Source organism: Paraburkholderia sp. DHOC27, from assembly GCF_003429005.1.
In the GTDB taxonomy this organism is placed as follows: domain Bacteria; phylum Pseudomonadota; class Gammaproteobacteria; order Burkholderiales; family Burkholderiaceae; genus Paraburkholderia.
The window spans coordinates 1611633-1632775 of sequence record NZ_QVQV01000001.1 but is presented as its reverse complement, the minus strand read 5'-3'; the positions used below and the strand labels follow the sequence as shown (position 1 = coordinate 1632775).

Annotated in this window: 20 protein-coding genes; 9 read left to right on the top strand and 11 right to left on the bottom strand. The window is 62.4% G+C overall.

What is annotated here, in order from left to right; genetic code table 11:
• Positions 1-57: 57 nt before the first annotated feature.
• Together D0B32_RS07145 and D0B32_RS07140 are read right to left on the bottom strand one after the other, a co-directional pair.
• Entirely contained in the window at positions 58-1686 is a 1629-nt protein-coding gene (locus tag D0B32_RS07145) for a 3-(methylthio)propionyl-CoA ligase (protein WP_117333111.1), read from the bottom strand.
• Positions 1687-1738: 52 nt separating this feature from the next.
• Positions 1739-2299: an alpha/beta hydrolase gene (locus tag D0B32_RS07140; protein WP_117333110.1), complete on the bottom strand. Its 561-nt coding sequence runs from the start codon at positions 2297-2299 to the stop codon at positions 1739-1741.
• Positions 2300-2591: 292 nt separating this feature from the next.
• Here D0B32_RS07140 and D0B32_RS07135 point away from each other — a divergent pair, with 292 nt between their 5' ends.
• Positions 2592-3620, top strand: coding sequence for an AraC family transcriptional regulator (locus D0B32_RS07135; RefSeq protein WP_117333109.1), 1029 nt, complete (start codon positions 2592-2594; stop codon positions 3618-3620).
• Positions 3621-3744: 124 nt separating this feature from the next.
• Positions 3745-4680: a 3-keto-5-aminohexanoate cleavage protein gene (locus D0B32_RS07130; protein ID WP_117333108.1), complete on the top strand. Its 936-nt coding sequence runs from the start codon at positions 3745-3747 to the stop codon at positions 4678-4680.
• On the opposite strand, the gene D0B32_RS07125 is transcribed toward D0B32_RS07130, so the two are convergent.
• The 6 genes from D0B32_RS07125 to ribA form a co-directional block, all read right to left on the bottom strand.
• Positions 4681-5616 (bottom strand): SDR family oxidoreductase, encoded by a 936-nt coding sequence (locus D0B32_RS07125; protein ID WP_220444909.1) that lies wholly within the window; start codon positions 5614-5616, stop codon positions 4681-4683.
• 110 nt (positions 5617-5726) lie between these two features.
• A complete protein-coding gene (locus tag D0B32_RS07120; RefSeq protein ID WP_117333098.1) occupies positions 5727-7061 on the bottom strand; it encodes an MFS transporter in 1335 nt (444 codons plus the stop codon).
• Positions 7062-7164: 103 nt separating this feature from the next.
• Positions 7165-8223 (bottom strand): 3-keto-5-aminohexanoate cleavage protein, encoded by a 1059-nt coding sequence (locus D0B32_RS07115; protein ID WP_117333096.1) that lies wholly within the window; start codon positions 8221-8223, stop codon positions 7165-7167.
• A gap of 35 nt (positions 8224-8258) precedes the next feature.
• The gene (locus D0B32_RS07110; RefSeq protein WP_117333094.1) at positions 8259-9107 is read right to left on the bottom strand and encodes a TauD/TfdA family dioxygenase; all 849 of its coding nucleotides are present in this window, start codon (positions 9105-9107) and stop codon (positions 8259-8261) included.
• Positions 9108-9127: 20 nt separating this feature from the next.
• Positions 9128-10108 (bottom strand): quinone oxidoreductase, encoded by a 981-nt coding sequence (locus D0B32_RS07105; RefSeq protein ID WP_117333091.1) that lies wholly within the window; start codon positions 10106-10108, stop codon positions 9128-9130.
• A gap of 505 nt (positions 10109-10613) precedes the next feature.
• Entirely contained in the window at positions 10614-11261 is a 648-nt protein-coding gene (gene ribA, locus D0B32_RS07100) for a GTP cyclohydrolase II (RefSeq protein ID WP_117333089.1), read from the bottom strand.
• Between the two features lie 227 nt (positions 11262-11488).
• Between ribA and D0B32_RS07095 the strand changes: the two genes are divergently transcribed.
• The gene (locus D0B32_RS07095) at positions 11489-11932 is read left to right on the top strand and encodes a CBS domain-containing protein (RefSeq protein ID WP_117333087.1); all 444 of its coding nucleotides are present in this window, start codon (positions 11489-11491) and stop codon (positions 11930-11932) included.
• Positions 11933-12161: 229 nt separating this feature from the next.
• Here the strand turns inward: D0B32_RS07095 and D0B32_RS07090 are convergent, their stop codons facing one another.
• Both D0B32_RS07090 and D0B32_RS07085 read right to left on the bottom strand, forming a co-directional pair.
• Positions 12162-12515 (bottom strand): DUF4148 domain-containing protein, encoded by a 354-nt coding sequence (locus D0B32_RS07090; protein ID WP_117333085.1) that lies wholly within the window; start codon positions 12513-12515, stop codon positions 12162-12164.
• A gap of 321 nt (positions 12516-12836) precedes the next feature.
• Entirely contained in the window at positions 12837-13472 is a 636-nt protein-coding gene (locus tag D0B32_RS07085) for a DNA-3-methyladenine glycosylase (protein ID WP_117333083.1), read from the bottom strand.
• A 360-nt stretch (positions 13473-13832) separates the two neighbouring features.
• On the opposite strand from D0B32_RS07085, the gene D0B32_RS07080 reads away from it, so the two are divergent.
• Both D0B32_RS07080 and D0B32_RS07070 read left to right on the top strand, forming a co-directional pair.
• On the top strand, positions 13833-14189 hold the full coding sequence (locus D0B32_RS07080) for a BON domain-containing protein (protein WP_117333081.1): 357 nt from the start codon (positions 13833-13835) through the stop codon (positions 14187-14189).
• Between the two features lie 379 nt (positions 14190-14568).
• A complete protein-coding gene (locus tag D0B32_RS07070) occupies positions 14569-15651 on the top strand; it encodes a calcium:proton antiporter (protein WP_117333078.1) in 1083 nt (360 codons plus the stop codon).
• Positions 15652-15679: 28 nt separating this feature from the next.
• On the opposite strand, the gene D0B32_RS07065 is transcribed toward D0B32_RS07070, so the two are convergent.
• Complete coding sequence (locus tag D0B32_RS07065; RefSeq protein WP_117333076.1) at positions 15680-16555, bottom strand: LysR substrate-binding domain-containing protein; 876 nt, start codon at positions 16553-16555, stop codon at positions 15680-15682.
• Between the two features lie 554 nt (positions 16556-17109).
• On the opposite strand from D0B32_RS07065, the gene D0B32_RS07060 reads away from it, so the two are divergent.
• From D0B32_RS07060 to D0B32_RS07045, 4 genes are all read left to right on the top strand, one after another.
• A complete protein-coding gene (locus D0B32_RS07060) occupies positions 17110-18204 on the top strand; it encodes a PotD/PotF family extracellular solute-binding protein (protein WP_117333074.1) in 1095 nt (364 codons plus the stop codon).
• Positions 18201-19136, top strand: a complete 936-nt coding sequence (locus tag D0B32_RS07055) for an ABC transporter permease (RefSeq protein WP_259294901.1) — start codon at positions 18201-18203, stop codon at positions 19134-19136. The genes D0B32_RS07060 and D0B32_RS07055 overlap by 4 nt, the downstream gene beginning before the upstream one ends.
• A complete protein-coding gene (locus D0B32_RS07050) occupies positions 19133-20002 on the top strand; it encodes an ABC transporter permease (RefSeq protein WP_117333072.1) in 870 nt (289 codons plus the stop codon). The genes D0B32_RS07055 and D0B32_RS07050 overlap by 4 nt, the downstream gene beginning before the upstream one ends.
• A gap of 61 nt (positions 20003-20063) precedes the next feature.
• The gene (locus tag D0B32_RS07045; protein WP_117333070.1) at positions 20064-21137 is read left to right on the top strand and encodes an ABC transporter ATP-binding protein; all 1074 of its coding nucleotides are present in this window, start codon (positions 20064-20066) and stop codon (positions 21135-21137) included.
• Positions 21138-21143: the final 6 nt, after the last annotated feature.

Here is a 21143-nt window from a genome sequence, read left to right as displayed (position 1 = left end):
TATCCGGCTGTTCTTCTGGTTATTGCGTGAATGAAGCTGCGTTGCTGCCTGAACGGTTTATGAGCCTGTCAGGTAGTAATTGCTGAACTGATCTCTCAACTGGTTCTTGAGTACCTTCCCTGTCGCGCCGAGCGGCACCGTCTCCACGAACACCACGGCATCCGGTTTGCACCACTTCGCCACCTTGTTGTCGAAGAAGCCCAGCAGTTCATCGGCCGCGAGTGTGCTGTCGGGCTTTTTCACGACCAGCAGCAACGGCCGCTCGTCCCACTTCGGATGCCGCGCGGCGATACACACGGCGCTCGTGACCTCGGGATGCAGATACGCCACATTTTCGATCTCGGTCGAGCTGATCCATTCGCCGCCGGACTTGATGACGTCCTTGCTGCGATCGGTGATCTGCATGAAGCCGTCGGCGTCGATGCGTGCCACGTCGCCGGTTGGAAACCATCCTTCCTGCAACGCGGGCTCATCGCTGCGGAAGTAGTGCCGCGTGACCCAGTGGCCGCGCACCAGCAAGTCGCCGGCGGCCGCGTTGTCCCATGCCAGCTCCTCCCCGTCCGCGCCGGTGATTTTCATATCAATGCCGAATACCGGACGTCCCTGCTTCGCCTGAACCGCATAGCGTTCCTCAGTGGACAAAGACAACTGGTGCGACCTGAAGCTGCACACCGTGCCCACAGGGCTCAGCTCGGTCATGCCCCAGGCGTGCAGCACGTCGACCCGGTGACGCTCCTGAAACGCCGCCGTCATGGCGGTCGGACAGGGCGCGCCGCCAATGATCGTGCGCCGCATCGAAGAGAACGCGCCCGCCATGCCTTCGACATGCGCGAGCAAGCCTTGCCAGACCGTTGGCACGCCAGCGGAGACGGTGACCTGCTCTGCCTCGATCAGTTCGTACAGCGATTTGCCGTCGAGCGCCGGACCGGGCAACACCAGCTTCGCCCCGACCATTGCGGCGATATACGGCAGCCCCCATGCATTCACATGGAACATCGGCACGACTGGCAGGATCACATCGCGCGCGGCGCAGTTCAGCGAATCGGGCAAGGCTGCCGCGTAGGTATGCAAAACGGTCGAGCGGTGGCTGTACAGCACGCCTTTCGGACGCGCCGTCGTGCCCGAGGTGTAGCACAGCGATGAAGCCGTGTTCTCATCGAGCGCCGGCCACTCGAAAACATCGCTGTGCAGATCAATCAGGTCTTCATGGCACAGCAGCGGAATGGGCAGGCCGTGCGCGTGCGGCATATGCTCACGGTCAGTCATGGCCACGAACACCTTCGGGCTCTTCACATGCGGTGCAACGCTTTGGATCAGCGCAAGAAAGCTCAGATCGAAGAAGATGACGCGATCTTCCGCATGCTCGATGATGTACGCCAGTTGTTCGACATGCAGGCGCGGGTTGAGCGTATGCAGCACCGCGCCGGAGCCGGACGCCGCGAAATACAGTTCGAGATGCCTATAGCCGTTCCATGCAAGCGTTCCCACCCGCTCGCCCGGTGCGATGCCGAGTCCGGCCAGCGCATTGGCGAGGCGGCGCGCGCGGCGCGCAAGATCTCGGTATTGATAGCGGTGAATGTCTCCTTCGACGCGACGCGACACGATTTCCTGCGTGCCGTGATGGCGTTCAGCGTGCTGGAGCAACGAAGCAACCAGCAGCGGCTGCTGCATCATCAAACCTTCCATGAGTTCTCCTGCCTGCTGTTATCAGAGGATCGACGCGGCCGCACGTGCGCAATCAGAACAGCTCGCGGATCAGCGTTTCGGCCATCGGCCATGAGCCAAAGCCCGCCGCCGGGTTGAGGTGGCCGACTTCACCAAGGTCGACGAGGCGGCTGTCCCACGCCTTCGCCATCTCGCTCACGCGCTCGAACTGCGCGAGTGGATCGTTGCGGCTCGCGCCGACGATGCTGGCGAACGGCAGCGGACCGCGCGGCACTGGATGCCAGCCGTGCTGTGTCAACGTGTCGAAGTCGGGATAGCCTTCCGGCAGCGGCGTATCGAGGTCGGCCGGTGCCGCGAGCAGCGCACCGTGAATCTGCCGGTGATGCCGCTTCGCCCAGTGCACCGTGATCATCACGCCCGCGCTGTGCGCGACCAGAATGACGGGGCCGTCTATCTTCGCGAGCGCGGCATCGAGCGCGGCGACACGCGCGGCGCAACTCAACCCGTCGTGTTCGAGCGGCGGCACTGAGGCCGCTTTTGGTAGCTTGCCTTGCAACAGGGTTTGCCAATGTTGCGCGACGTGATCGCGCAAGCCCGGGACCATCAGGATGGTCGGGGTTGTCTCGGGAATCATGCATTGTCTCCTCGCTCGTGCCCAGTGCGTCGCCGGTGGGCTGGCGCGCGTCGTCTGCGGGCAGGCAGTGGCTTATGCGGCGCCACGCCATGCTGTCTCTTCCGGTGACTTCGCTCAGGGCAACGCAGCAAGAGGTTCTGCCTGACCAGGCTCAGTTCACGGTACAACTGTAAGTGCAGCACCGTTTTCACCAATTGACATTAGATGACACTTAATTAACATTTAACGACACACACGAGCGACGCTTTACACCACGGAAGCGCCACGTCGGTCTGGTCTGGAGAGGAATCTGGTGCGCACGTCTACCGCCAAACGCAACAACACGCAGGTCCGCTCCGCCGTGCTCTGTCACTACGAAGCGGTGGCACAATCGCAAGGGCTCAACCCGTTGTCGCTGCTGCGCAAGGTCGGCCTGAGCCGGCGCATTCTGGCCACGCCTTCACAACTGATCCCTGTCGATAGCGCCGTGGCACTGCTCGAAACCTCCGCGGAAGCCAGCGGTTGCAGCACCTTCGGTCTGCTGATGGCCGAGGCGCGCACCCTGTCGGATTTCGGCCCCATCAGCCTGCTTCTGACGCATCAACCTTCGGCACGTAACGCCATCAACACCATCATTCAGTATCGTCATCTGATGAATGAAGCCCTCGGCATGATGATCGAGGACGCGGGCAAGATGGCCCTGGTGCGCGAAGAGATCATGACCGATCAACCGGGCGACGCGCGGCAGTCGATCGAAATGGCGGCTGGTGTATTGATGCTGGTGTTCCGTTCGATTCTCGGCTCGCACTGGCGTCCGCAGTCAGTGCACTTCACGCACCAAGCCGCGGGGAATCTGCAGGCGTACCGGCGCATGTTCGGCTGCCCGATTCACTTCGACAGCGACTTCAATGGCGTGAAGTGCCTCACGGCGGATCTCGACAAGCCGAACGCCACCGCGGACACCACGATGGCGGCCTATGCCCGCACCTTTATCGACGCGATTCCCGAAGCGGGCCGCAAAAGCATCGTGCGGGATGTCCGAAAATCGGTCTATCTGCTGCTGCCGATGGGCCGTGCCAGCGTCGAACAGATTGCCTCCGGCCTGGGCATGAACGTACGCACCCTGCAACGCCGGCTCGACGACAGCGAAGCGAATTTCTCCTCCATCGTGAACGACGTCAGGCGTGAACTCGCGCAACGCTACATCGTCCATACCGACTATTCGCTCGGCCGGGTAGCCGAGCAACTCGGCTACTCCAATCTCAGTTCGTTCTCCCGCTGGTTTCAGGCGCAGTTCGAGTGCGCGCCCTCGCAGATGCGATCCCTTCGACGCCCTGCGTAGATCACGCGCGCCCGCGCGGCATGTCGTCAACGGATAACTGTTTGTCGTCAAATGTCCACTCGTGTGAAAGCCTTTGTTTGAATAATCGTTCAGGCATCAAGGCAAATTCACACCGAGAGGATTTATGTCAGCCAGGCAAAAGAAGGTCATCGTCACCTGCGCGGTGACAGGCTCGATTCACACGCCCTCCATGTCGCCGTATCTTCCCGTCAGCGCATCCGAGATCGAGAACGCCGCGGTGGACGCAGCAGAGGCAGGCGCGTCCATCGTGCATCTGCATGCACGTCTGCCGCACAACGGCCAGCCGTCGCAGGACCCGAAGCACTTCATGGCGTTTCTTCCCAACATCAGGAAGCGCTCGAATGTCGTGATCAACCTCACCACGGGCGGCGCGCCCAATATGCAGGTGGAAGAACGGCTGCAGCCGGCGCTGCAACTCAAGCCTGAGGTGGCGTCGCTCAACATGGGATCGATGAACTTCGGCCTGTATCCCATGCTCGATCGCTTTCACGAGTTTCAGCACGGCTGGGAGCGCGACTATCTGGAAGGCTCGCGGGACCGGGTGTTCAAAAACACCTTCAGCGACATTCAATACATCCTGGAGTCGTGCGCGGACCATGGCACGCGCTTCGAAATCGAGTGCTACGACATCGGGCATCTCTATACGACCGCGCACTTCCTCGACCGCGGCATCCTCAAGGGCCCGTTGCTGATCCAGTCGGTGTTCGGGTTGCTCGGCGGGATCGGCGTACATCCCGAGGACGTGCTGCACATGAAGCGTACGGCTGACCGCCTGTTCGGAGACGACTACTACTGGTCGGTGTTGGGTGCCGGAAAAAACCAGATACCGCTCGCCACGATGTCCGCAACGATGGGGGGCAACGTGCGTGTAGGACTCGAAGATTCGCTGTGGGATGGGCCCGGCATGTTGTCCAGAAGCAATGCAGACCAGGTGAAGCGCGTGGTCTCGATCCTGCACGCGCTGAATCTCGAACCGGCCACGCCCGACGAGACACGCGACATGCTGCAACTCAAAGGCGGTGCGCAGGTCGGCTTCTGATCACAGCCTGCTGTTTTGTCCAGAAGACAAGGCATCCAGTCCGAGTCTTCTGGTCAGCATGCGGTCTACCCAGCGAACCGGCAACCAGCGCGACACGAACCACATTCTGCTCAACGGATAGCGCGCTTTCGGGCGGCTCGCGCGCAGGGCACGCAGCACCACCCGGCTCACCGACTCGACCGGCGCAGCCGTCTGGTTGAAGCCTCGCAGCATGGCGTGCAACTTCTGCATGGGCTGGGCGTAGTCGGTCGTGGCGTACGAGAGATTGGATTGCGATTTGTCCCATAGTGGTGTGCGAATCGCGCCAGGTTCGATGGCGCTCACGGCGATACCGTAGAAACACAGTTCGCGTCGGAGCGCATCGCTCATCGCTTCCAGTGCGTGCTTGGATGCGGCATAGGCCCCGGCGAGCGGCGTCACCATTGCGCCTGCGCCCGAACTGATGTTGATGATGCGGCCCCGCCCCGTGGCCCCTTGCCGAGCCCCCAACAGAGGCAAAAATGCTTGCGTCAAGGCCAGCAGACCGAACACGTTCACCTCGAAAATAGCCCGCACTTCCGCAAGCGGCTGATGCGCGAGCGGCCCGTTCGGCGATGCCACGCCAGCATTGTTCACCAGCGCCACGAGACGCTGTGTACCCAGCCAGGATTGCGTCTGCGCGACGGCGCGGGGTAACGCCTCGATGTCACACACGTCCATCAGCAGCGGCAGAAAGTCGGCGCCGAGTTCGGCTTGCAGCGCTTCCGCGTCGGCTTGCCTGCGAAGCGTGCCGATGACGCAGTAGCCATGACGGATCAGCAATTGCGCACAGTCACGTCCGATGCCGGTGGAAACGCCCGTGATCAACACGACGGGTTTGTCCGCAGGCTGCCTTTCAGCGAGTTCGACGCTTTGCCCGGTCTCGCGAGCGCGCACGGGTGACATGAGTGGCTGCATGAATCTGCCCTTTCTCAGTAGATTGCTCGCCTGCGCGCGGAGGTGTTCGCTCTCGTCGCGCAACAGTGATGAATGGAGTGTCGAGCCTGCAGAATTACTGCGAACCACGCTCACGCCGCGGCAAGACTCGTTGCGCTTTCCGCCGCATCCAGTTTGACGGCCATCACGCGCGCGGCATCGCGCTCATAGCTTCGCGCCGCCTTAATGAAGAAGCAGGCTGCGAGAATGCTGAAGAGCGGCACGACCGCCAGCGCCTCACGCAGTCCCCACCAGTCGGATAGCGCGCCGAGCAGGAACGGTCCAACGGCGAGTCCGAACAGGTTCTGGAACAGCGACAGCACCGCGGCCCCTGTTGAACGCACGCCGGGATGAATGACGTCCATCGCGAGGCCAGGTACCACGCCCACCGTACACGTCATGAAAAAGCCGCCCAGCACGATCAGCCGCAACTGTGCGGCGCCTACCAGCGGCCCGTTGAACGCAAACATCAGGACGGCCAGCGAGGCGAGACACAGCGCGGCCAGCAAGGGCAGCTTGTTGCGAGGGCGCCGCAGGGAAAGCCGGTCAATCACCACGCCCCAGATAAAGCAACCGAATGCGCCCGCCAGAATAACCATCGCCGTCTGCTTTCCCGCCTGAGCCGGCGCAGCGCCGTAAAAGCGGTTGAGAAAGCTCGGCAGCCAGGACCAGATGGCCGATACAACGATCAACTGCATGGCCGCCGCCGCGCAGACCCACAGCAAAGTGGGCGTCGCCGCGAGGCTTCCAAAGATATGCCTGAGCGTGCCGCGCAGCGACGGCTTGATCTGATTGCGCTGCGGCGCGAGTTCGACCGTTTTGTAGTCGCGTACCAACAGATACAGCAGCGCGAGCACGAGACCAGGCAAGCCCACTACGCCGAACGCGGCTTGCCAGCCCCATCTGGACGAGACCATGCCGCCCACCACTACGCCAAGTACCGAGCCGAGCGAACCGGCGGCGAACAGCGCACCCATCAGCGTGCCGCGCATCCGCTTGGGAAACAGATTGGACAGCAGCGCCGCACCCACGGAGCCATATCCTGTCTCGCCCACGCCCACCACTGCCCGCGCCACGAACAACTGCGAGTAGGTGCCTGCGAACATGCAGAAGATGGTGGCGAGGCTCCACGTCGCGGCCATCGCGACGATGCTTTTGACGCGGCTCAACCGGTCGGCGAGCAGAGCGACTGGAATGCCGCCAATCGCCACCACGATGGAGATGATGGAGACGAGTGCGCCCAGTTCCTTGTCGCTCAGGTTCCATTCGGCCTTGATGTGCGGAAAGAGCGAGACGATGACTTGCCGGTCGATGTAGTCGAACAGCATCAACGCAAAGGTCATGGCAAACGCGAACCAGGCTTGCGTCCTCCCGACCAGATAGTCGTCCCGCACGGTCGAGGTGGCCGTGGTCGTAGTGGGCATCATGCTGTGTCTCCTGTTTTTTATCGTGCCGGCGAATTCAGGCAGCGCATTCGGGCCACCAGACTCAGGCAGCCGGATTCAAGCCACCGGACTCAAGCCACCGAGTTCAAGCCACCTTCCGCAGGAAGCCTTGATGGCCCCCATTGCGGTTCGGCGCGAAACCGTTTTCCCGCAGGCTTTCTTCCACCGTTTCGTAGAACACACCGATCTTGCTGATCTCACGTGCCTGCTGGGCGGTCGCCACTTCGCGGCCGAACTCGCGAGAGACGCGTACCAGTTGCTCGATCTGCGCAGTAGTGGACATCTTCTCCGTTTGCGCCTGGTTCCAGAGATTGTCCTCGATGCCGCAGCGCACGTGCAGACCCGCTGCAATGCCCATCATATTCACCGGCAGCACGTTGCGCATCGAGCTTTCGACGGTGAGCACCGCGCCGTCGGGCACGGCGCGCACGAAATTGGCGAGGCTGTACAGATTCGGTACGTCCATGCCGCCGCCAATCGCGACCCAGTTCATCACCAGTGGACCTTTGTATATGCCACGTCGCATCAGGCGTTCGACCGAATCGAAGCTGTTGATGTTGTAGCACTGAAACGCGCTCTGAATGCCGACGGCGTTCAGTCTGCGGATGTGCTCCTCGGCCCAGCCCGGCTGGGCGGGTACGGTCATTTCCTTGTAGGCGTTGTAGACGGCGGGATCTTCCATCGACGTGCCCCTGGTGTCCTTGTAGTCCCAGTGTTCGACCACGTTCATCTGCGAGGTGTTGATGGTGACCGTCACCTGATCGGGCTTGGGATCGAGTTCGGCCAGCATGTGACGTGTGTCGTCGCTCAGCCACTTCGCAGCGGCGCCCTCCGATTCCGGCGCGAAACTGATCGAGCCGCCCACCTGGATGATCATCTCGGGCACGGCGTTTCGCACGCCGGCAATCAGTTCGTTGAACTTCGAAAGACGCTTGCTGCCCTTGCCGTCGAGTTCGCGGACATGCAGATGCAGCACGGTCGCGCCGGCGTTATAGCAATCCACGGCCTTCTGGATCTGCTCATCCATCGTGACCGGAATATCTTCGGGGAAATCGGTGGGCACCCACGAAGGCGCGTAGGGTGCGGCCGTGATGATCAGCGGTTGCTGGTTCTCGGGAAAAAGGTGACCGTCAAGGAAGTTCATGGCGTGAGCTCCGGGAAGGATGAATGAACAGAATGTCAAAAGGGCCGCGTGCCGATGATTCCGGCGCGTTCCATCTTGCGGTGAGTGGGTGGGTAATCCATGACTGCGTAATGCTGGGTGGCGCTGTTGTCCCAGATCGCGACGCAGCGCGGGGTCCAGCGCCACCGCACCTGATATTCGGGGATATACGCCTGGCTGATCAGGTAGCGCAACAGGTCGGCAGCGCCTGGGTTGCCGTCCTGCCCATAACGCACGCGTGCTGGCGTGTGGAAGTTGGTGAAGTGGGTGGTGAAGCCGTTCACGTACAGGATCTGCTCGCCCGTCTCAGGATGCGTCCGCACCACGGGATGCTCTGCGTCCGGAAACTGCGCCTTGAGCGCCAGACGCTTTTCGAGCGGCATCACCGCGCCGAAACTCGCTTCAATGCTGTGGCGCGCGCGCAGGTCGGCAATCTGCGTCTTGATGTGTTGCGGCAGGTTTTGATACGCCAATGCCATGTTGGTCCACATCGTATCTCCGCCAACCGTTGGACACTCGAGGCAGTGAAGCACCGCACCGAACTGCGGAATTTCACGCCACGTCGCATCCGAATGCCACGCGTTTTCGTAGCGATCAGGTGGATGTTCCGGCGTTTTATAAATCCGCACGAGGCCGGGATGATCGGGCACGCTTCCCAGTACCGGATGATCTTCTAGCTCGCCAAAGCGGCGTGCGAAACCAACGTGATCCGCACGGCTCAAGCTCTGATCGCGTAGAAAGAGCACCTTGTGCGTGAACAGGGCCGACTTGATCTCGGCGAACAGCTCGTCGTCGCGCACGGCATGGCTCAGATTCACGCCGATCAACTCGGCGCCGATGGCACAGGTCAAGGGTTCAACGCGCATGTTTGCCTCCGTTGACAGGTTCAGATGACAAAGACGGACGACCCAGTGGTCTTGCGTGACTCGAGGTCGCGATGCGCCTGCACGGCATCCTGCAATGCGTAACGCTGATTGATCTCGATGCTGATGCGCCCGGCCGTGACGTGGCCGAAGATTTCGCTCGCGAGTTCGGCCTTCTCAGATGGGTCGGCGATGTAGTCGGCGAGCGCGGGACGGGTCACGAACAGCGACCCCTTCATGGCCAGAATCTGCGGATCGAACGGCGTAATGGTTCCGCTCGCAGTGCCCACGCAGATCAACAGTCCGCGGCGTTTTAGCGAGTCCAGCGAACTCATGAACGTGGTTTTCCCGACGCTATCGATCACCACCGACACGCCCTCGCCGCTCGTCAATTCGCGCACGCGTTGTGCCACATCCTCGTAGCTGTAGTTGATGATGTGGTCGCAGCCATGCGCGCGGGCCACGATGGCCTTGGCATCGGTGGAGACGGTACCGATCACCTTCAGCCCAAGCAGTTTGGCCCACTGCGAAACGATCAGTCCTACGCCGCCCGCGGCGGCATGCAGGAGGATGGACTCGCCCGCCTTGAACGGATAGATGCGGCGCATCAGATAGGCGGCGGTCAAGCCGCGCATGGTCATCGCCGCCGCCGTTTCGAACGGGATGGCGTCCGGCAACCTGATGAGCGGTGCGGCGGGCACGAGTCGCTCGTTGCTGTAGGCGCCGAGCGTGTTGGTGAAGCCGGTGTAGGTCACACGATCGCCCACGCTGACGTTGGTGACGCCCGCCCCCAGCGCTTCGACGTACCCCGCTGCTTCCACGCCGATCCCGTTGGGTAGCGGAATGGGATACGTGCCGTTGCGGAAGTACGTATCGGCAAAGTTCAAGCCCACCGCCGCGTGACGGATCCGAACCTGTCCCGGACCAGGATCGCCCACTTCGACCTCTTCGTAGCGCAATACCTCGGGGCTGCCGGGTTCGTAAAAACGTACTGCATTGGCCATCTGCCGTCTCCTGTGAATAACCTGTCGATCACCGCTTTTGTTTCGACCAGTGTAGGGAGCGCGTCACGACCGCCGCTTCACATTTGACGACATTCACTTTTCTTTAGACGACAGATCACGTCTCGCTTAGGGTTACCCCGGGCGGGAATCGCAGCGGTTGGTTAGGAGCGGGCGCTTGAATGGTCCGGGAGGTGGTCGACACGAGATTCGACTCGGCAAGGCGAGAAGAAGTGCGGCTACGGGATGCGGTTCAAGGCGTGCCGTGCTGGTTTAGCCGGATCGCCTGAGCCGAACGAAAGTCCGCTGACGCTCTACGCGTCTATGTAGAAGCCTGGAAGCGCAGGGATTGAGCGAAGGGTTTGAGCGCACGCAGACGTGCGCCGACGCGCTGGCGAGAACGCCTGCGTGATTACGGATTTGTTTCAGGGCTCAGCCGTTCGAGGCACTTCAGGGCAGTTGGCGGCTCGGCGCAATCTGGACGAACACCGGCAACGCCCCACTCCGTTTATTCGTTTTCGTCGAAGTAGTGCCCAAACTTGACCTGTTTGGTACGGATGTAGCGCTCGTTTTCTTCGCGCGTCGGAATGGCGAGCGCGACCCGTTCGCATACGGGAATGCCGTGTTTCGACAACGTATCGAACTTCTTCGGATTGTTGCTCATCAGTCGCACCGACGTGACCTTCAGCGTGCGCAGAATGCCGGCCGCGGAGTCGTACTCGCGGGAATCGTCCGGCAGGCCGAGGTCGAGATTGGCCTCGACGGTGTCGCGGCCCTGCTCCTGCAACGCATAGGCGCGGATCTTGTTGGACAGGCCAATGCCGCGCCCTTCGTGACCGCGCAGATACAGCAGGACGCCGCAGCCTTCCGCTGCGATATAGCGCAGCGCGAGGTCGAGCTGCTCGCCGCAATCGCAGCGGTACGAGCCGAGCACGTCGCCGGTCAGACACTCCGAATGCAGGCGGGTGAGGACCGAATCGCGGTTGGCGACGTCGCCCATGACGAGCGCAAGGTGTTCGGCGCCCGTCTCGCAGACGCGAAACACATAGGACTTGAACGTGCCGTAGCGCGTGGGCAGCGTGGCGACGGCGTCGAGGATGACGCATTCGCCAGTGGTATCGCCGATTTCGAGCGACGGATCGTGAGACGTGGGCATAGCGGTAGAAGGCACTGACATGAACCCGTGGGCAACCGGGGATAAAGTACGGAACTGGAGTTTACCGCTAATCGGCCTCGCGCACTGCGAGCGTGTGATTAAGATCGGCGCACCAGGTGTTTGCCCATGCGTGTCCGATCCCCGCGCCCCGCCTATACTGGAATTGCCTGTCCCCAACGACGGCGCGTCACGGTTCGACGTGCTGCACTGCGATACGGAGCTGCTCCATGACTAGCGTTGCACAACTTCTGAAGTCCAAGCCCAGCGAAGGCGTCTTTACGATTGCAGCAGACGACTCGGTCTATAACGCCATCAAACTGATGGCGGAAAAGCAGATTGGCGCGCTCGTGGTGACCGAGGGCGATGGCATTGCCGGCATCATCACGGAGCGCGATTATGCGCGCAAGGTCGTGCTGATGGACCGCTCGTCGAAGGCGACGCCGGTGCGTGACATCATGAGCAAGGCGGTGCGCTTCGTGCACCTCGAACAGACCACGGACGAATGCATGGCGCTCATGACCGAACGGCGCATGCGCCATCTGCCGGTGATCGATCAGGACAGGTTGATCGGCATGGTTTCGATTGGCGATCTGGTGAAGAACATCATTGCGGAACAGCAGTTCACCATCCAGCAACTGGAGTTCTATATCACGGGCGGTGAGCGGCCTTGAGATGCTCCGTGAGACGCTGAAGGGTCGGCGGACATAAAAAAGCCCAAGCCGCCAGGTTTGGGCAAAGCTACCTTTCGGCAGCGGAGGTTTCTGACAATCGGGTCTTCGGGTATGCGGCTGGCGTCGATCGCGAGGCATACCCTTTTCATGTTCTTTCGCTGCTGCAGCGGCAGTTACGACGCTGCCTTAGTGACGCTGCCTTAGTGACGCTGGCTCAAACGACGCCAGCTTAATGGCCGAAGTACACGCGTTGGCTAGGCGTGGTCGGCTGCGACATCTGCATCGAACCCGAAGCCGACGAGCCGCTGGTGGACGGTCCATACCCGCTCGTGTCCGCTACCGTGTTCTGGGCAACCGGCGGGTTTTCCGCCTGCACGCGCCGCTCCGCTGCCTGGATATCAGCCGGGTAGTTGATGTCGTTGGAGGCGGACGGGTTGTAGCCGGCCTGTTCCACCTGAATCAATTGCTGCTTTACTTCAGCACGTGTAAGCGGCTGCTGGCTGGTATCCGCGGCCTGGGCGAATGCAGCAACCGGCGCGGCAAGAGCAGCGGCAATGGCAACAGCTTGAATGAGCGATTTCATGATGGCTTACCTCCAGATCTGGTTTTTGTTCACTTGACACGTGGCGTGGCAAGCGGGTAGTTCCAGTCTAGCCATCTGCACCACAAGGGAAAACCCTTGATTCATAGATATATAGTTGCGCAATTTGCAAGAGTCATCGTGAATTAGCGCATTAAATTCCTTTTACCTGACAAAATAACGTAGTAATTGCCAGTTTCGTAAGTTTCGAAGGCTGGCTGTTAAGCGCGTGTTTCATGGTGGTGCATGCCGCAAACCGGAGCGGCTCAATGGCAGGTTCAAATAGCAACCGGCATGACTTCAGTTTTCCCGATGTGACGGGCGCTAATTCGCCATTCCGCTGCCGGCGGGAACCAGCAATTTGCGCGGACCGCTGACAAACGGACTGCCAGGTATGTAAAACCGCAGCGGTCGATGCATCTCACGCGAGAGACCGATGCGCGTGGTGACGGCCACGGGTGTCGGCGGCTCGTCCATGCGGCCGAGCCACAGATCGCGGCCGGTACATAGATCGCAACCGTCGAACGCGGAATCGATGCCCAGCGCCGTGCTCAGCCGCCCCGGTCCGCGCGCAAGGTCGCGCAGGCTCACGCCAGGGCGGCGCGCGTGTATCAACGGCAGACCTTCGAGCGGTTCGATGGCGCGCACCAGCACCCCGGCTCCCACGCCCTCCACCTCGCTCGACACGTTGAACATCCACGACGCCCCATAGGTGAGCCTGACGTGGGCGTGGCCACGCTCGAGGAACATCGCGTCGTTGTGAGGACGTCGTCCGATGAACGCATAACTGGTCGAATCGCCGACCGGATACGCTTCCATTTCGACGATGCGTCCAGTCATGCGCCCCTCGGGCACGTCGTGAACCAGATATTTGCCGACCAGATAACGCGCCATCTCGACGGTATCCAACGGTAAATCGTCACGCTGAAGCGGAATAATACGGAGCGCTGAATCGGTCATTGCAGTTGGCTTTACGGTTGACGATCACCTGGGTGCGAACTCGACGATGAACGGATAATCGCTTCGCACATAAGCAAGCTTTTTATCAAGCGATTCGCTTGTCCGTTGTGCCAAAGCCGCATTTCGCACACAGAAGTATTCAGGAAACTTTCAACTGGAGTATTGTTACATTCCGGCGCGCGGCACGTCCGTCACCGGCTCGCGCGCCCCTTAGCCGCTTGATAATCAGCAGACAAAGCAATCAGGTTTGCATCACTCGCAGCATCGTTCCACTCAGTTTTGATCCCGAAGTACCCGTTGGTGCAATCCTGCGGTTCCACATTGGAACCGTGAAAAATCATGACAACCGGAGAAAGTTGAATGAAAGCATTCCAGGCAATCAAACTCATCAGTGGCGCGGTAATCGTTTTGGCTTCGCTCAACGCCTACGCACAGAGCAGCGATGCAGACGCCGCATCGGCTCCTGCAGCCGCACCGAGCGCCAAGTCGGTCAAGGCTTCGAACCGTGCCCTGCAACGCAGCGTGCGCAAGGCGCTGTCGCGTACCAAGGGCTTGAGCGTCAACAACATCGTGGTGCGCGCACGCAGCGGCGCCGTGACGCTGGAAGGCTCCGTGCCTGAGCAACCGCAAGTCGACCTGGCCACGCAAGCGGCTCAAGGCGTAGCGGGCGTGACTTCGGTGAAGAATGCTCTGACGATCCGCGCGATCGGCCAGTAAGCGTATCGCTTCGGGCGCAGGCTCTTCTCACGGGGAGCCTGCGCCCGTTTCCATTGCGGCTCTGTAGATTCAGGCTCTCTAGTCGCGCTTGCGCTTCGCGACACCGTCCAGCACGTTCCAGTCTTTCACGTACCTCCAGTACCCTTCGGCATCCTCATTGCGCCCGTCCGGGCCCCTGCGCTTCGACATATCGGCTGCCCCGCCAGCGCCGTGTCTCCCGCCAGCATAGTGCTCGCCATCAATCGACGCTGAAACCGTCACCATCCCGGTCGCTTTGTCGTGCCACTCTGCTATCGTTCCTGCAACGCTCGCGGGCCCTTTTCTCTTTCGCGCCTGCACCCATCCAGATCCGACAAGCCAACAAGAAAGGAACCTCTGCATGAAGACGACCACGGCAGTGCTGCCACGTTGGACCATCGCGACGCCGATCGCCGCCTGGCTCGTGCTCGCCGCGGCATTTCTGCTGCCAGGCGCCGGCTTCATGCTGGCGCTCGTCGGCATCGCGCTGGCCGCTGCCGTCTTCGCGGCCGTGCATCATGCCGAAGTCGTCGCGCATCGGGTGGGCGAGCCGTTCGGCACGCTGGTGCTGGCGGTGGCCGTGACGGTCATCGAAGTGGCGCTGATCGTCTCGGTGATGCTCACCTCCGGCCCGGAGAAGGCCGGGCTCGCGCGCGATACGGTGTTCGCCGCCGTGATGATCGTGTGTAACGGCCTAGTCGGCCTGTGCCTGCTGGTGGGCGGCATCCGCCATCGCGAGCAGGACTTCCAGGCGCGTGGCGCGGTGGCGAAGCTCGCCGTGCTGGCGTCGCTCTCCGTGCTGACGCTCGTGATGCCGAACTACACGACCACCCGGGCGGGCCCGCTGCTGTCGTCATCGCAGCTTGCGTTTGCCGGGGTTTCGTCGCTGGTGTTGTACGGCGTGTTCGTGTTCGTGCAGACGGTGCGCCATCGCGACTACTTTCTCGCTGCCACGGCCGACGAAGAGGTTCACGCCGAACCGCCCACCAATACCCAGTCGCTCTTCGCCGGCTTGCTGTTGCTGGTGTGCCTCGTGGCCGTCGTGCTGCTCGCCAAGCTGCTGTCGCCAACGGTCGAAAGCGCGGTGCAGAGCATCGGCGCGCCGGCGGCGGTGGTGGGTATCGTGATCGCGGCACTGGTGCTGCTGCCCGAAGGACTTGCCGCATTGCGCGCGGCGCGCGCCGACCGGCTGCAAAACAGTCTGAACCTGGCGCTCGGCTCGGCGCTGGCCAGCATCGGGCTCACCATTCCAACCGTCGCGGCGGTGTTCCTGTGGACCGGTCAGCCGCTCGTGCTGGGCATTGACGGCAAGGAGACCGTGATGCTGTTCCTGACCCTGCTGGTGGGCACGCTCACGCTGAGCGGCGGGCGCACCACGATCCTGCAGGGCGCGGTGCATCTCTCGCTGTTTGCCGCGTATCTGTTCCTGTCGTTCGCGCCGTAGGCCATCAGCGAGCCAGCAGGCCCGCGCGTCATTCGGGCCAGTTGGCCGCGATCCACTCGCGGAACAAATTGACCTTCTGCTGATGCGCGACGCAATCCGGATAGACGAAATAGTAGCGCCAGCCTGTCATCAGCACCGTATCGAATGGCCGCACCAGACGCTTGGCGGCCACGTCCTCGTCGATCAGCGCAAGATCGCTGATCGCCACGCCAAAGCCCTGCAACGCCGCGTTGGTGGCGAGATCGAGCGTATCGAAAGTCGGGCCATGCCCCGCGTCGATATCGCGTGCCTCGACGTGAGCGAGCCACATCTTCCAGTCGCGATGGTCACGCGTAGGATGCAGCAACGTGTGGCGCGCCAGATCGGCCACGCTGTCGAGCGGTTTGTCGTGCAGCAGTTCCGGCGCGCAGACGGGCGTCAGCCGCTCTTCGAATAGCGGCACGGACTGCACGTCCACGCCGGGCGACGCGCCATAGATGATCGCCGCATCGAACGGCTCCACCTGGAAATCCACGTCATGCTGCCAGGTGGTGGTGATCTGCACGTGCAGGTCAGGATATTCGGCCTGGAACTGCATGATCTTCGGCAGCATCCAGCGCATCACGCAGGTGGGCACCTTGAGCGCGAGGTCGGTACGCTGGCGTGTGAGGCGCAACGAAATCTCCTCGATCCGCGCGAAGCTTTCCTTCACGGCCGGCAACAGCAGCTCGCCCTCGGCGGTCAGCGTCAAACCCTTCGCGTGGCGTTTGAAGAGCGGAAACTTGTAGTAGTCCTCGAGCGCCAGAATCTGCCGGCTCACCGCGCCTTGCGTCAGACACAGGTGATCCGCCGCGCGTGTGAAGCTGCGGTGGCGCGCCACGGTCTCGAAGATTTGCAGCGCGTTCAGGGGTGGAAGTCGTCGCATCGGGATGGTTCGGGTGTCGGCATCGGAAGCTGGCGGCACATCAACGCTCCGCGCACGCATCAGCAAAACGCATTGCTGCCTGCGCGCGGCGGGTCGCGCGTTACGCCCTTCAAGCACCACAGCATACGCGATTCAAAAAATCGCCACGACCTGACGCGCCTGGGTATGCATGCGCCGTGCTCATGCCCGCGCGCAACGACAGCGGTCCGTTGCGCCGCCATCCCGCGCCGCATGCACCGGCGCGGGGCGGTCCGGGCGCCGGATTGCGCCGGATCGCACCAGATTTGATCTTTCCTCATACCGCGCGAGCCCGCTCACCTGCGTCGCGAGTTTTGCCGTATACCCGCGCCCCTTGCCGCCTCGCCACTTGCGCCTGAGCCGCAAATCAGGTTCAGGTACGGGCGGGTTCGTGCACGCATGAGCTTATGTCATGGTGTCCATGCAGAGATTTCGATTGTTCCTTGATTTTGGCAAACCTAGAGTGCATTCACCCGCAACGTGTTCGCACGGCATGCCGCACGCGAAAGTTGCCTTGTTCAACCTGGGAGAAGGTCATGCAGGACATCAAACGCGGCAGAAGGCAGGCGATCAAGACCCTCGGTGCGGCGCTCGCGGCGTCGGCGCTCCCCATGCCATTCGTGAACCTGCGTGCGCAGGAGCAGAACTTCTCCGGCAAGACCTTGCGTCTCCTGACGTGGTCGGACGATACCGGCGCCGCCGCGCTGCGCAATATCGCCGCCACCTTTACGGCGAAAACGGGCGCCAAGGTGATTGCCGATCGCGCCGACGGCACCTCCGGCATGGTCGCCAAGGTCAAGGCGGCGGCCGACCGCCCGACTTACGACGTGATCACCCTGGCGGGCGTGGGCGCCTCGGGTCTCGGCGATGCGGGCCTGCTCGTCAAGCCGGACCTCGACAAGCTGCCCAACCTGAAGGAAGTCGCGCCGCAGTACCGCACCGGCGCCGACGGCTTCGGCGTCGGCTATCTGCTGTGGTCGGACGGCCTCGTCTACAACACCTCGACGGTCAAGACGGCCCCCACGTCGTACGAAGCGCTTTGGGATCCGAAGTACAGCGGCCGTCTGTTCCTGCCGCCGCCCGAGTGGGCCGAGGCGGTGGATCTCGCCATCATCGCCGCGAAAATGAACGGCGGGTCGCAGCAGAACATCGATCCGGGTTTCAAGAAGCTGGCCGAGCTGAAGGACCGCGTGATGACGCTCGGCGAGAATCCGAACCAGGTGGCCGACCTGTTCCGCACCGGCTCGCTGGATATTGGCGGCATCTATTCGCCAGCGTTCTTCCCCGATCAGATCCGCAAGCCCGAGTACAAGATGGGCGTCACCTACGGCATGAAGGAAGGCTTCGCCACGCAGTTGATGTTCACGGTGATCCCCAAAGCACACCCCGGTGACAACGATCTGATTCACGCCTTCATCAATCACTCGCTCGATGCCGGTGTGCAGGGCCGCATGGCCGCCGATGTACTCAACGGCCCGGTCAATTCGAAGGCCGTGATTCCGGCCGAAAGCCGCGCCTTCGTGCCGAGTCCAAAGCAGATCGCCGAGAAAGCCGTGTTGCACGACGACAAGGCACTCGCCGCAGTACAGGCCGCATGGATCAAGCGCTACACTGAGATTTTCTCGGCATGACCACGATGCCCGCGTTCCCGTCGCGGCCTTCTCCCGGCACTTCCGATGCACCCGGCGAGCCGCTCGCGGCCGCGCCGGGTGCCGCGTTGACGCGGGCGCGACCGTGGCTGCTGCTGGCGCCGATCCTGCTGTTCCTCGCCATCCTTGCGGCTGCCGCGCTGGTGGTGCTGCGCATGAGTTTCGGCACGAGCGGCAACGAATGGCACAGCTTCACGCTGCAGAACTACAGCGATCTCGCCGACAGCTATTTCCTGAAGTCACTCTGGATCACCCTCAAGCTGGCCTTTCAGAGCATGGTCTGCGCGGTGCTGCTGGCCATTCCGGTGGCGCTGGCAATGGCGCGCACGGAATCGCGGCTCGCGCGGCGGCTATTGCTGGCGGGCGTGCTGCTGCCGTTGCTCGTCAACCTGCTGCTGCAAGGTTATGGCTGGCTGGTGATTCTCGGACCGGCCGGGCTGCTCAATCACGCGTTGCTGGCAAGCGGCATGGTGGAGCGCCCAGTGCTGTGGCTGTATCGCGAACACGGTGTACTGCTCGGCCTCATCCAGACCGCGTTTCCGCTTGCCGTGCTGCCGCTCTCCAGCGCCATGCGCGCCGTTTCGCGTTCGTACGAAGAAGCCGCCGCCACGCTCGGCGCGACCCGCTGGCAGACCCTGCGCCACATCATGCTGCCGCTCGCCATGCCCGGACTCGTTTCCGGCGCGCTGCTGGTGTTCGCCTACAACGCCAGCGCCTTCGCGGTGCCCTTGCTGCTCGGCGGACGGCGCGTGCCGATGCTCGCCGTGCTGGTCCATGACCAGGTGGCGCCGCTGCTGAACTGGCCGGCCGCGTCAGCGTCCGGTGTGGTGCTGATGGTGGCCACACTCACCGTGATGACGATCTCGCAGCGTCTTGTACGGCGCACCCAGCGTCTCGAGGATCCTGCCGCATGAGCACGCCCGCCCCAACCCTCCGACCGCGCGCACTGCGCCTGCCCGCGACGATGCCTGGCCGGCTCGGCAAACCGGCGGCGCTGCTCGCGGCGATCGTGCTGTTTCTCGCCGCCCTGCCGATCCTGACGATGATCACCATGTCGTTCAGCGCCTCGGACACGCTGGAATTCCCGCCGCCCGCGTACAGCCTGCAGTGGTATCGCGCGGCGTGGCACACCTTCGTGGCGCCGGATGCGAGCGACACCCTGTCGATGGGCGGCGCGTTGACCACCAGCCTGATCGTCGCGGTCTCCACCATGCTGATCGCCACGCTGGTCTCCGTGCCGGCGGCCTATGCGCTGAGCCGCTACCGTTTTCGCGGCAAGGCGGCGGTGGAGCAACTGGTCGCGCTGCCGCTCGTCTATCCGCTCGTGATGCTCGGCCTGTCGCTGCTGCTGGTGTTCAACGTGCTGCCGGTCGAGCTTGGCGTGTTTCGCCTGATCATCGCGCACGTGATCCTCGCGCTGCCCTTCACGGTGAAGAACTGCGCGGCCTCGGTGGCCTCGATCGGCCCCGAGTTCGAGGAAGCCGCCTGCGTGATGGGCGCGAGCCCGCGCCGCGCGCTGATCGACGTCGTGCTGCCGTTGATGCGCCCCGGCATCCTCGCCGGCATGCTGTTCGCGTTCATCATTTCCTTCAACGAATTCACCGTGACGTTCTTTCTGTACGGCATCAACACGATGACGCTGCCGGTTTGGCTGTATAGCCGCACGGTGTCGTCGCTCGATCCCACGGTGTTCTCGTTTGCGGTGTTCATCGTCGCGATCGATTTCGCGCTGATCTGGGCGCTGGAAAAACTGATCGGCGACGAAGGTGTCGCGCTTTGATGCATGCCTTGCAACGCTGCCGGAATCACACGCAGCACCATTGGCTCACGCAGGAACTCTCATGACTCATCTGACATTGCAGGCCGTCACCAAGCGCTTCCACGCCGCCAACGCGGTGGATCATGTCGATCTGAGCGTGCCGGACGGCAAGCTGGTGTGCTTTCTCGGGCCATCCGGATGCGGCAAGACCACCCTGCTGCGCATGATTGCGGGGCTCGAAACGCCGACCTCCGGCAGCATCGAATTCGCCGGCCGCGACATCACGCATTGGCCTGCCAACCGGCGTGACTTCGGCATGGTGTTCCAGTCGCTCGCGCTGTTTCCGCATATGACAGTGGCGGAGAACATCGCCTATCCGCTGCGGCTCAGAAAGACCGACAAGGCGGCGCAAACGCGGCGCGTCACGGAACTGCTGGAACTGATCCAGTTGCCGCATATGGCCAACCGTTCGGTCACCCAGCTATCCGGTGGCCAGCGTCAGCGTGTGGCGATTGCGCGGGCCATTGCGTCCTCGCCCAAACTGCTGCTGCTCGACGAACCGCTCTCCGCACTCGACGCCAAACTGCGCGAAGCCATGCAGGTGGAAATCCGCCTGCTGCAACAGCGGCTCGGCATCACCACGATCATGGTGACGCACGATCAGCGTGAAGCGATGACGATGGCCGACGAAATCGTCGTGATGGAAAAAGGCCGCATCGCACAAGTGGGCAAGCCGCTCGATATCTATCGTGATCCGGTCAGCGAGTTCGTCGCGGATTTCATTGGTCTCGGCAACATCCTGCCCGTGACCTACGACGGACAAGGCGGCGTGAGCCTGCCGGGCGGCCAGCAGATCGTGGTGACACAACCGGCCCGCGTGCCGCCTTCGACCACGGATATCCGCCTGCTGATTCGCCCGGAAGACGTGCACGTGCGGACCGCCTCGGTCGATGCCGGCCCGAACCGGCTCGCCGGCACCGTGACGTTTATCCGCGACGTGGGCGCCTCGCTGGAGGCCACCATCGATTGCGCGGGCTTCACGCTGACGGCCGCGACGACACCACGCGAGACACCTGGCTTGACGCTCGGTATGCCGGTCGTCGCGGAACTTCCGGCGCATGCCTGCAAGCTGATCGCCGCGCGCGCAGCGCACTGATTTTCA

Coding starts and splice junctions, on each gene's coding strand:
- D0B32_RS07060 (WP_117333074.1), top strand. CDS start 17,110: ATGCAGGACATCAAACGCGGCAGAAGGCAGGCGATCAAGACCCTCGGT.
- D0B32_RS07085 (WP_117333083.1), bottom strand. CDS start 13,472: ATGACCGATTCAGCGCTCCGTATTATTCCGCTTCAGCGTGACGATTTA.
- D0B32_RS07080 (WP_117333081.1), top strand. CDS start 13,833: ATGAAAGCATTCCAGGCAATCAAACTCATCAGTGGCGCGGTAATCGTT.
- D0B32_RS07095 (WP_117333087.1), top strand. CDS start 11,489: ATGACTAGCGTTGCACAACTTCTGAAGTCCAAGCCCAGCGAAGGCGTC.
- D0B32_RS07130 (WP_117333108.1), top strand. CDS start 3,745: ATGTCAGCCAGGCAAAAGAAGGTCATCGTCACCTGCGCGGTGACAGGC.
- D0B32_RS07140 (WP_117333110.1), bottom strand. CDS start 2,299: ATGATTCCCGAGACAACCCCGACCATCCTGATGGTCCCGGGCTTGCGC.
- D0B32_RS07125 (WP_220444909.1), bottom strand. CDS start 5,616: ATGCAGCCACTCATGTCACCCGTGCGCGCTCGCGAGACCGGGCAAAGC.
- D0B32_RS07110 (WP_117333094.1), bottom strand. CDS start 9,107: ATGCGCGTTGAACCCTTGACCTGTGCCATCGGCGCCGAGTTGATCGGC.
- D0B32_RS07055 (WP_259294901.1), top strand. CDS start 18,201: ATGACCACGATGCCCGCGTTCCCGTCGCGGCCTTCTCCCGGCACTTCC.
- D0B32_RS07070 (WP_117333078.1), top strand. CDS start 14,569: ATGAAGACGACCACGGCAGTGCTGCCACGTTGGACCATCGCGACGCCG.
- D0B32_RS07090 (WP_117333085.1), bottom strand. CDS start 12,515: ATGAAATCGCTCATTCAAGCTGTTGCCATTGCCGCTGCTCTTGCCGCG.
- D0B32_RS07045 (WP_117333070.1), top strand. CDS start 20,064: ATGACTCATCTGACATTGCAGGCCGTCACCAAGCGCTTCCACGCCGCC.
- D0B32_RS07050 (WP_117333072.1), top strand. CDS start 19,133: ATGAGCACGCCCGCCCCAACCCTCCGACCGCGCGCACTGCGCCTGCCC.
- D0B32_RS07145 (WP_117333111.1), bottom strand. CDS start 1,686: ATGGAAGGTTTGATGATGCAGCAGCCGCTGCTGGTTGCTTCGTTGCTC.
- D0B32_RS07120 (WP_117333098.1), bottom strand. CDS start 7,061: ATGATGCCCACTACGACCACGGCCACCTCGACCGTGCGGGACGACTAT.
- D0B32_RS07115 (WP_117333096.1), bottom strand. CDS start 8,223: ATGAACTTCCTTGACGGTCACCTTTTTCCCGAGAACCAGCAACCGCTG.
- D0B32_RS07065 (WP_117333076.1), bottom strand. CDS start 16,555: ATGCGACGACTTCCACCCCTGAACGCGCTGCAAATCTTCGAGACCGTG.
- ribA (WP_117333089.1), bottom strand. CDS start 11,261: ATGCCCACGTCTCACGATCCGTCGCTCGAAATCGGCGATACCACTGGC.
- D0B32_RS07105 (WP_117333091.1), bottom strand. CDS start 10,108: ATGGCCAATGCAGTACGTTTTTACGAACCCGGCAGCCCCGAGGTATTG.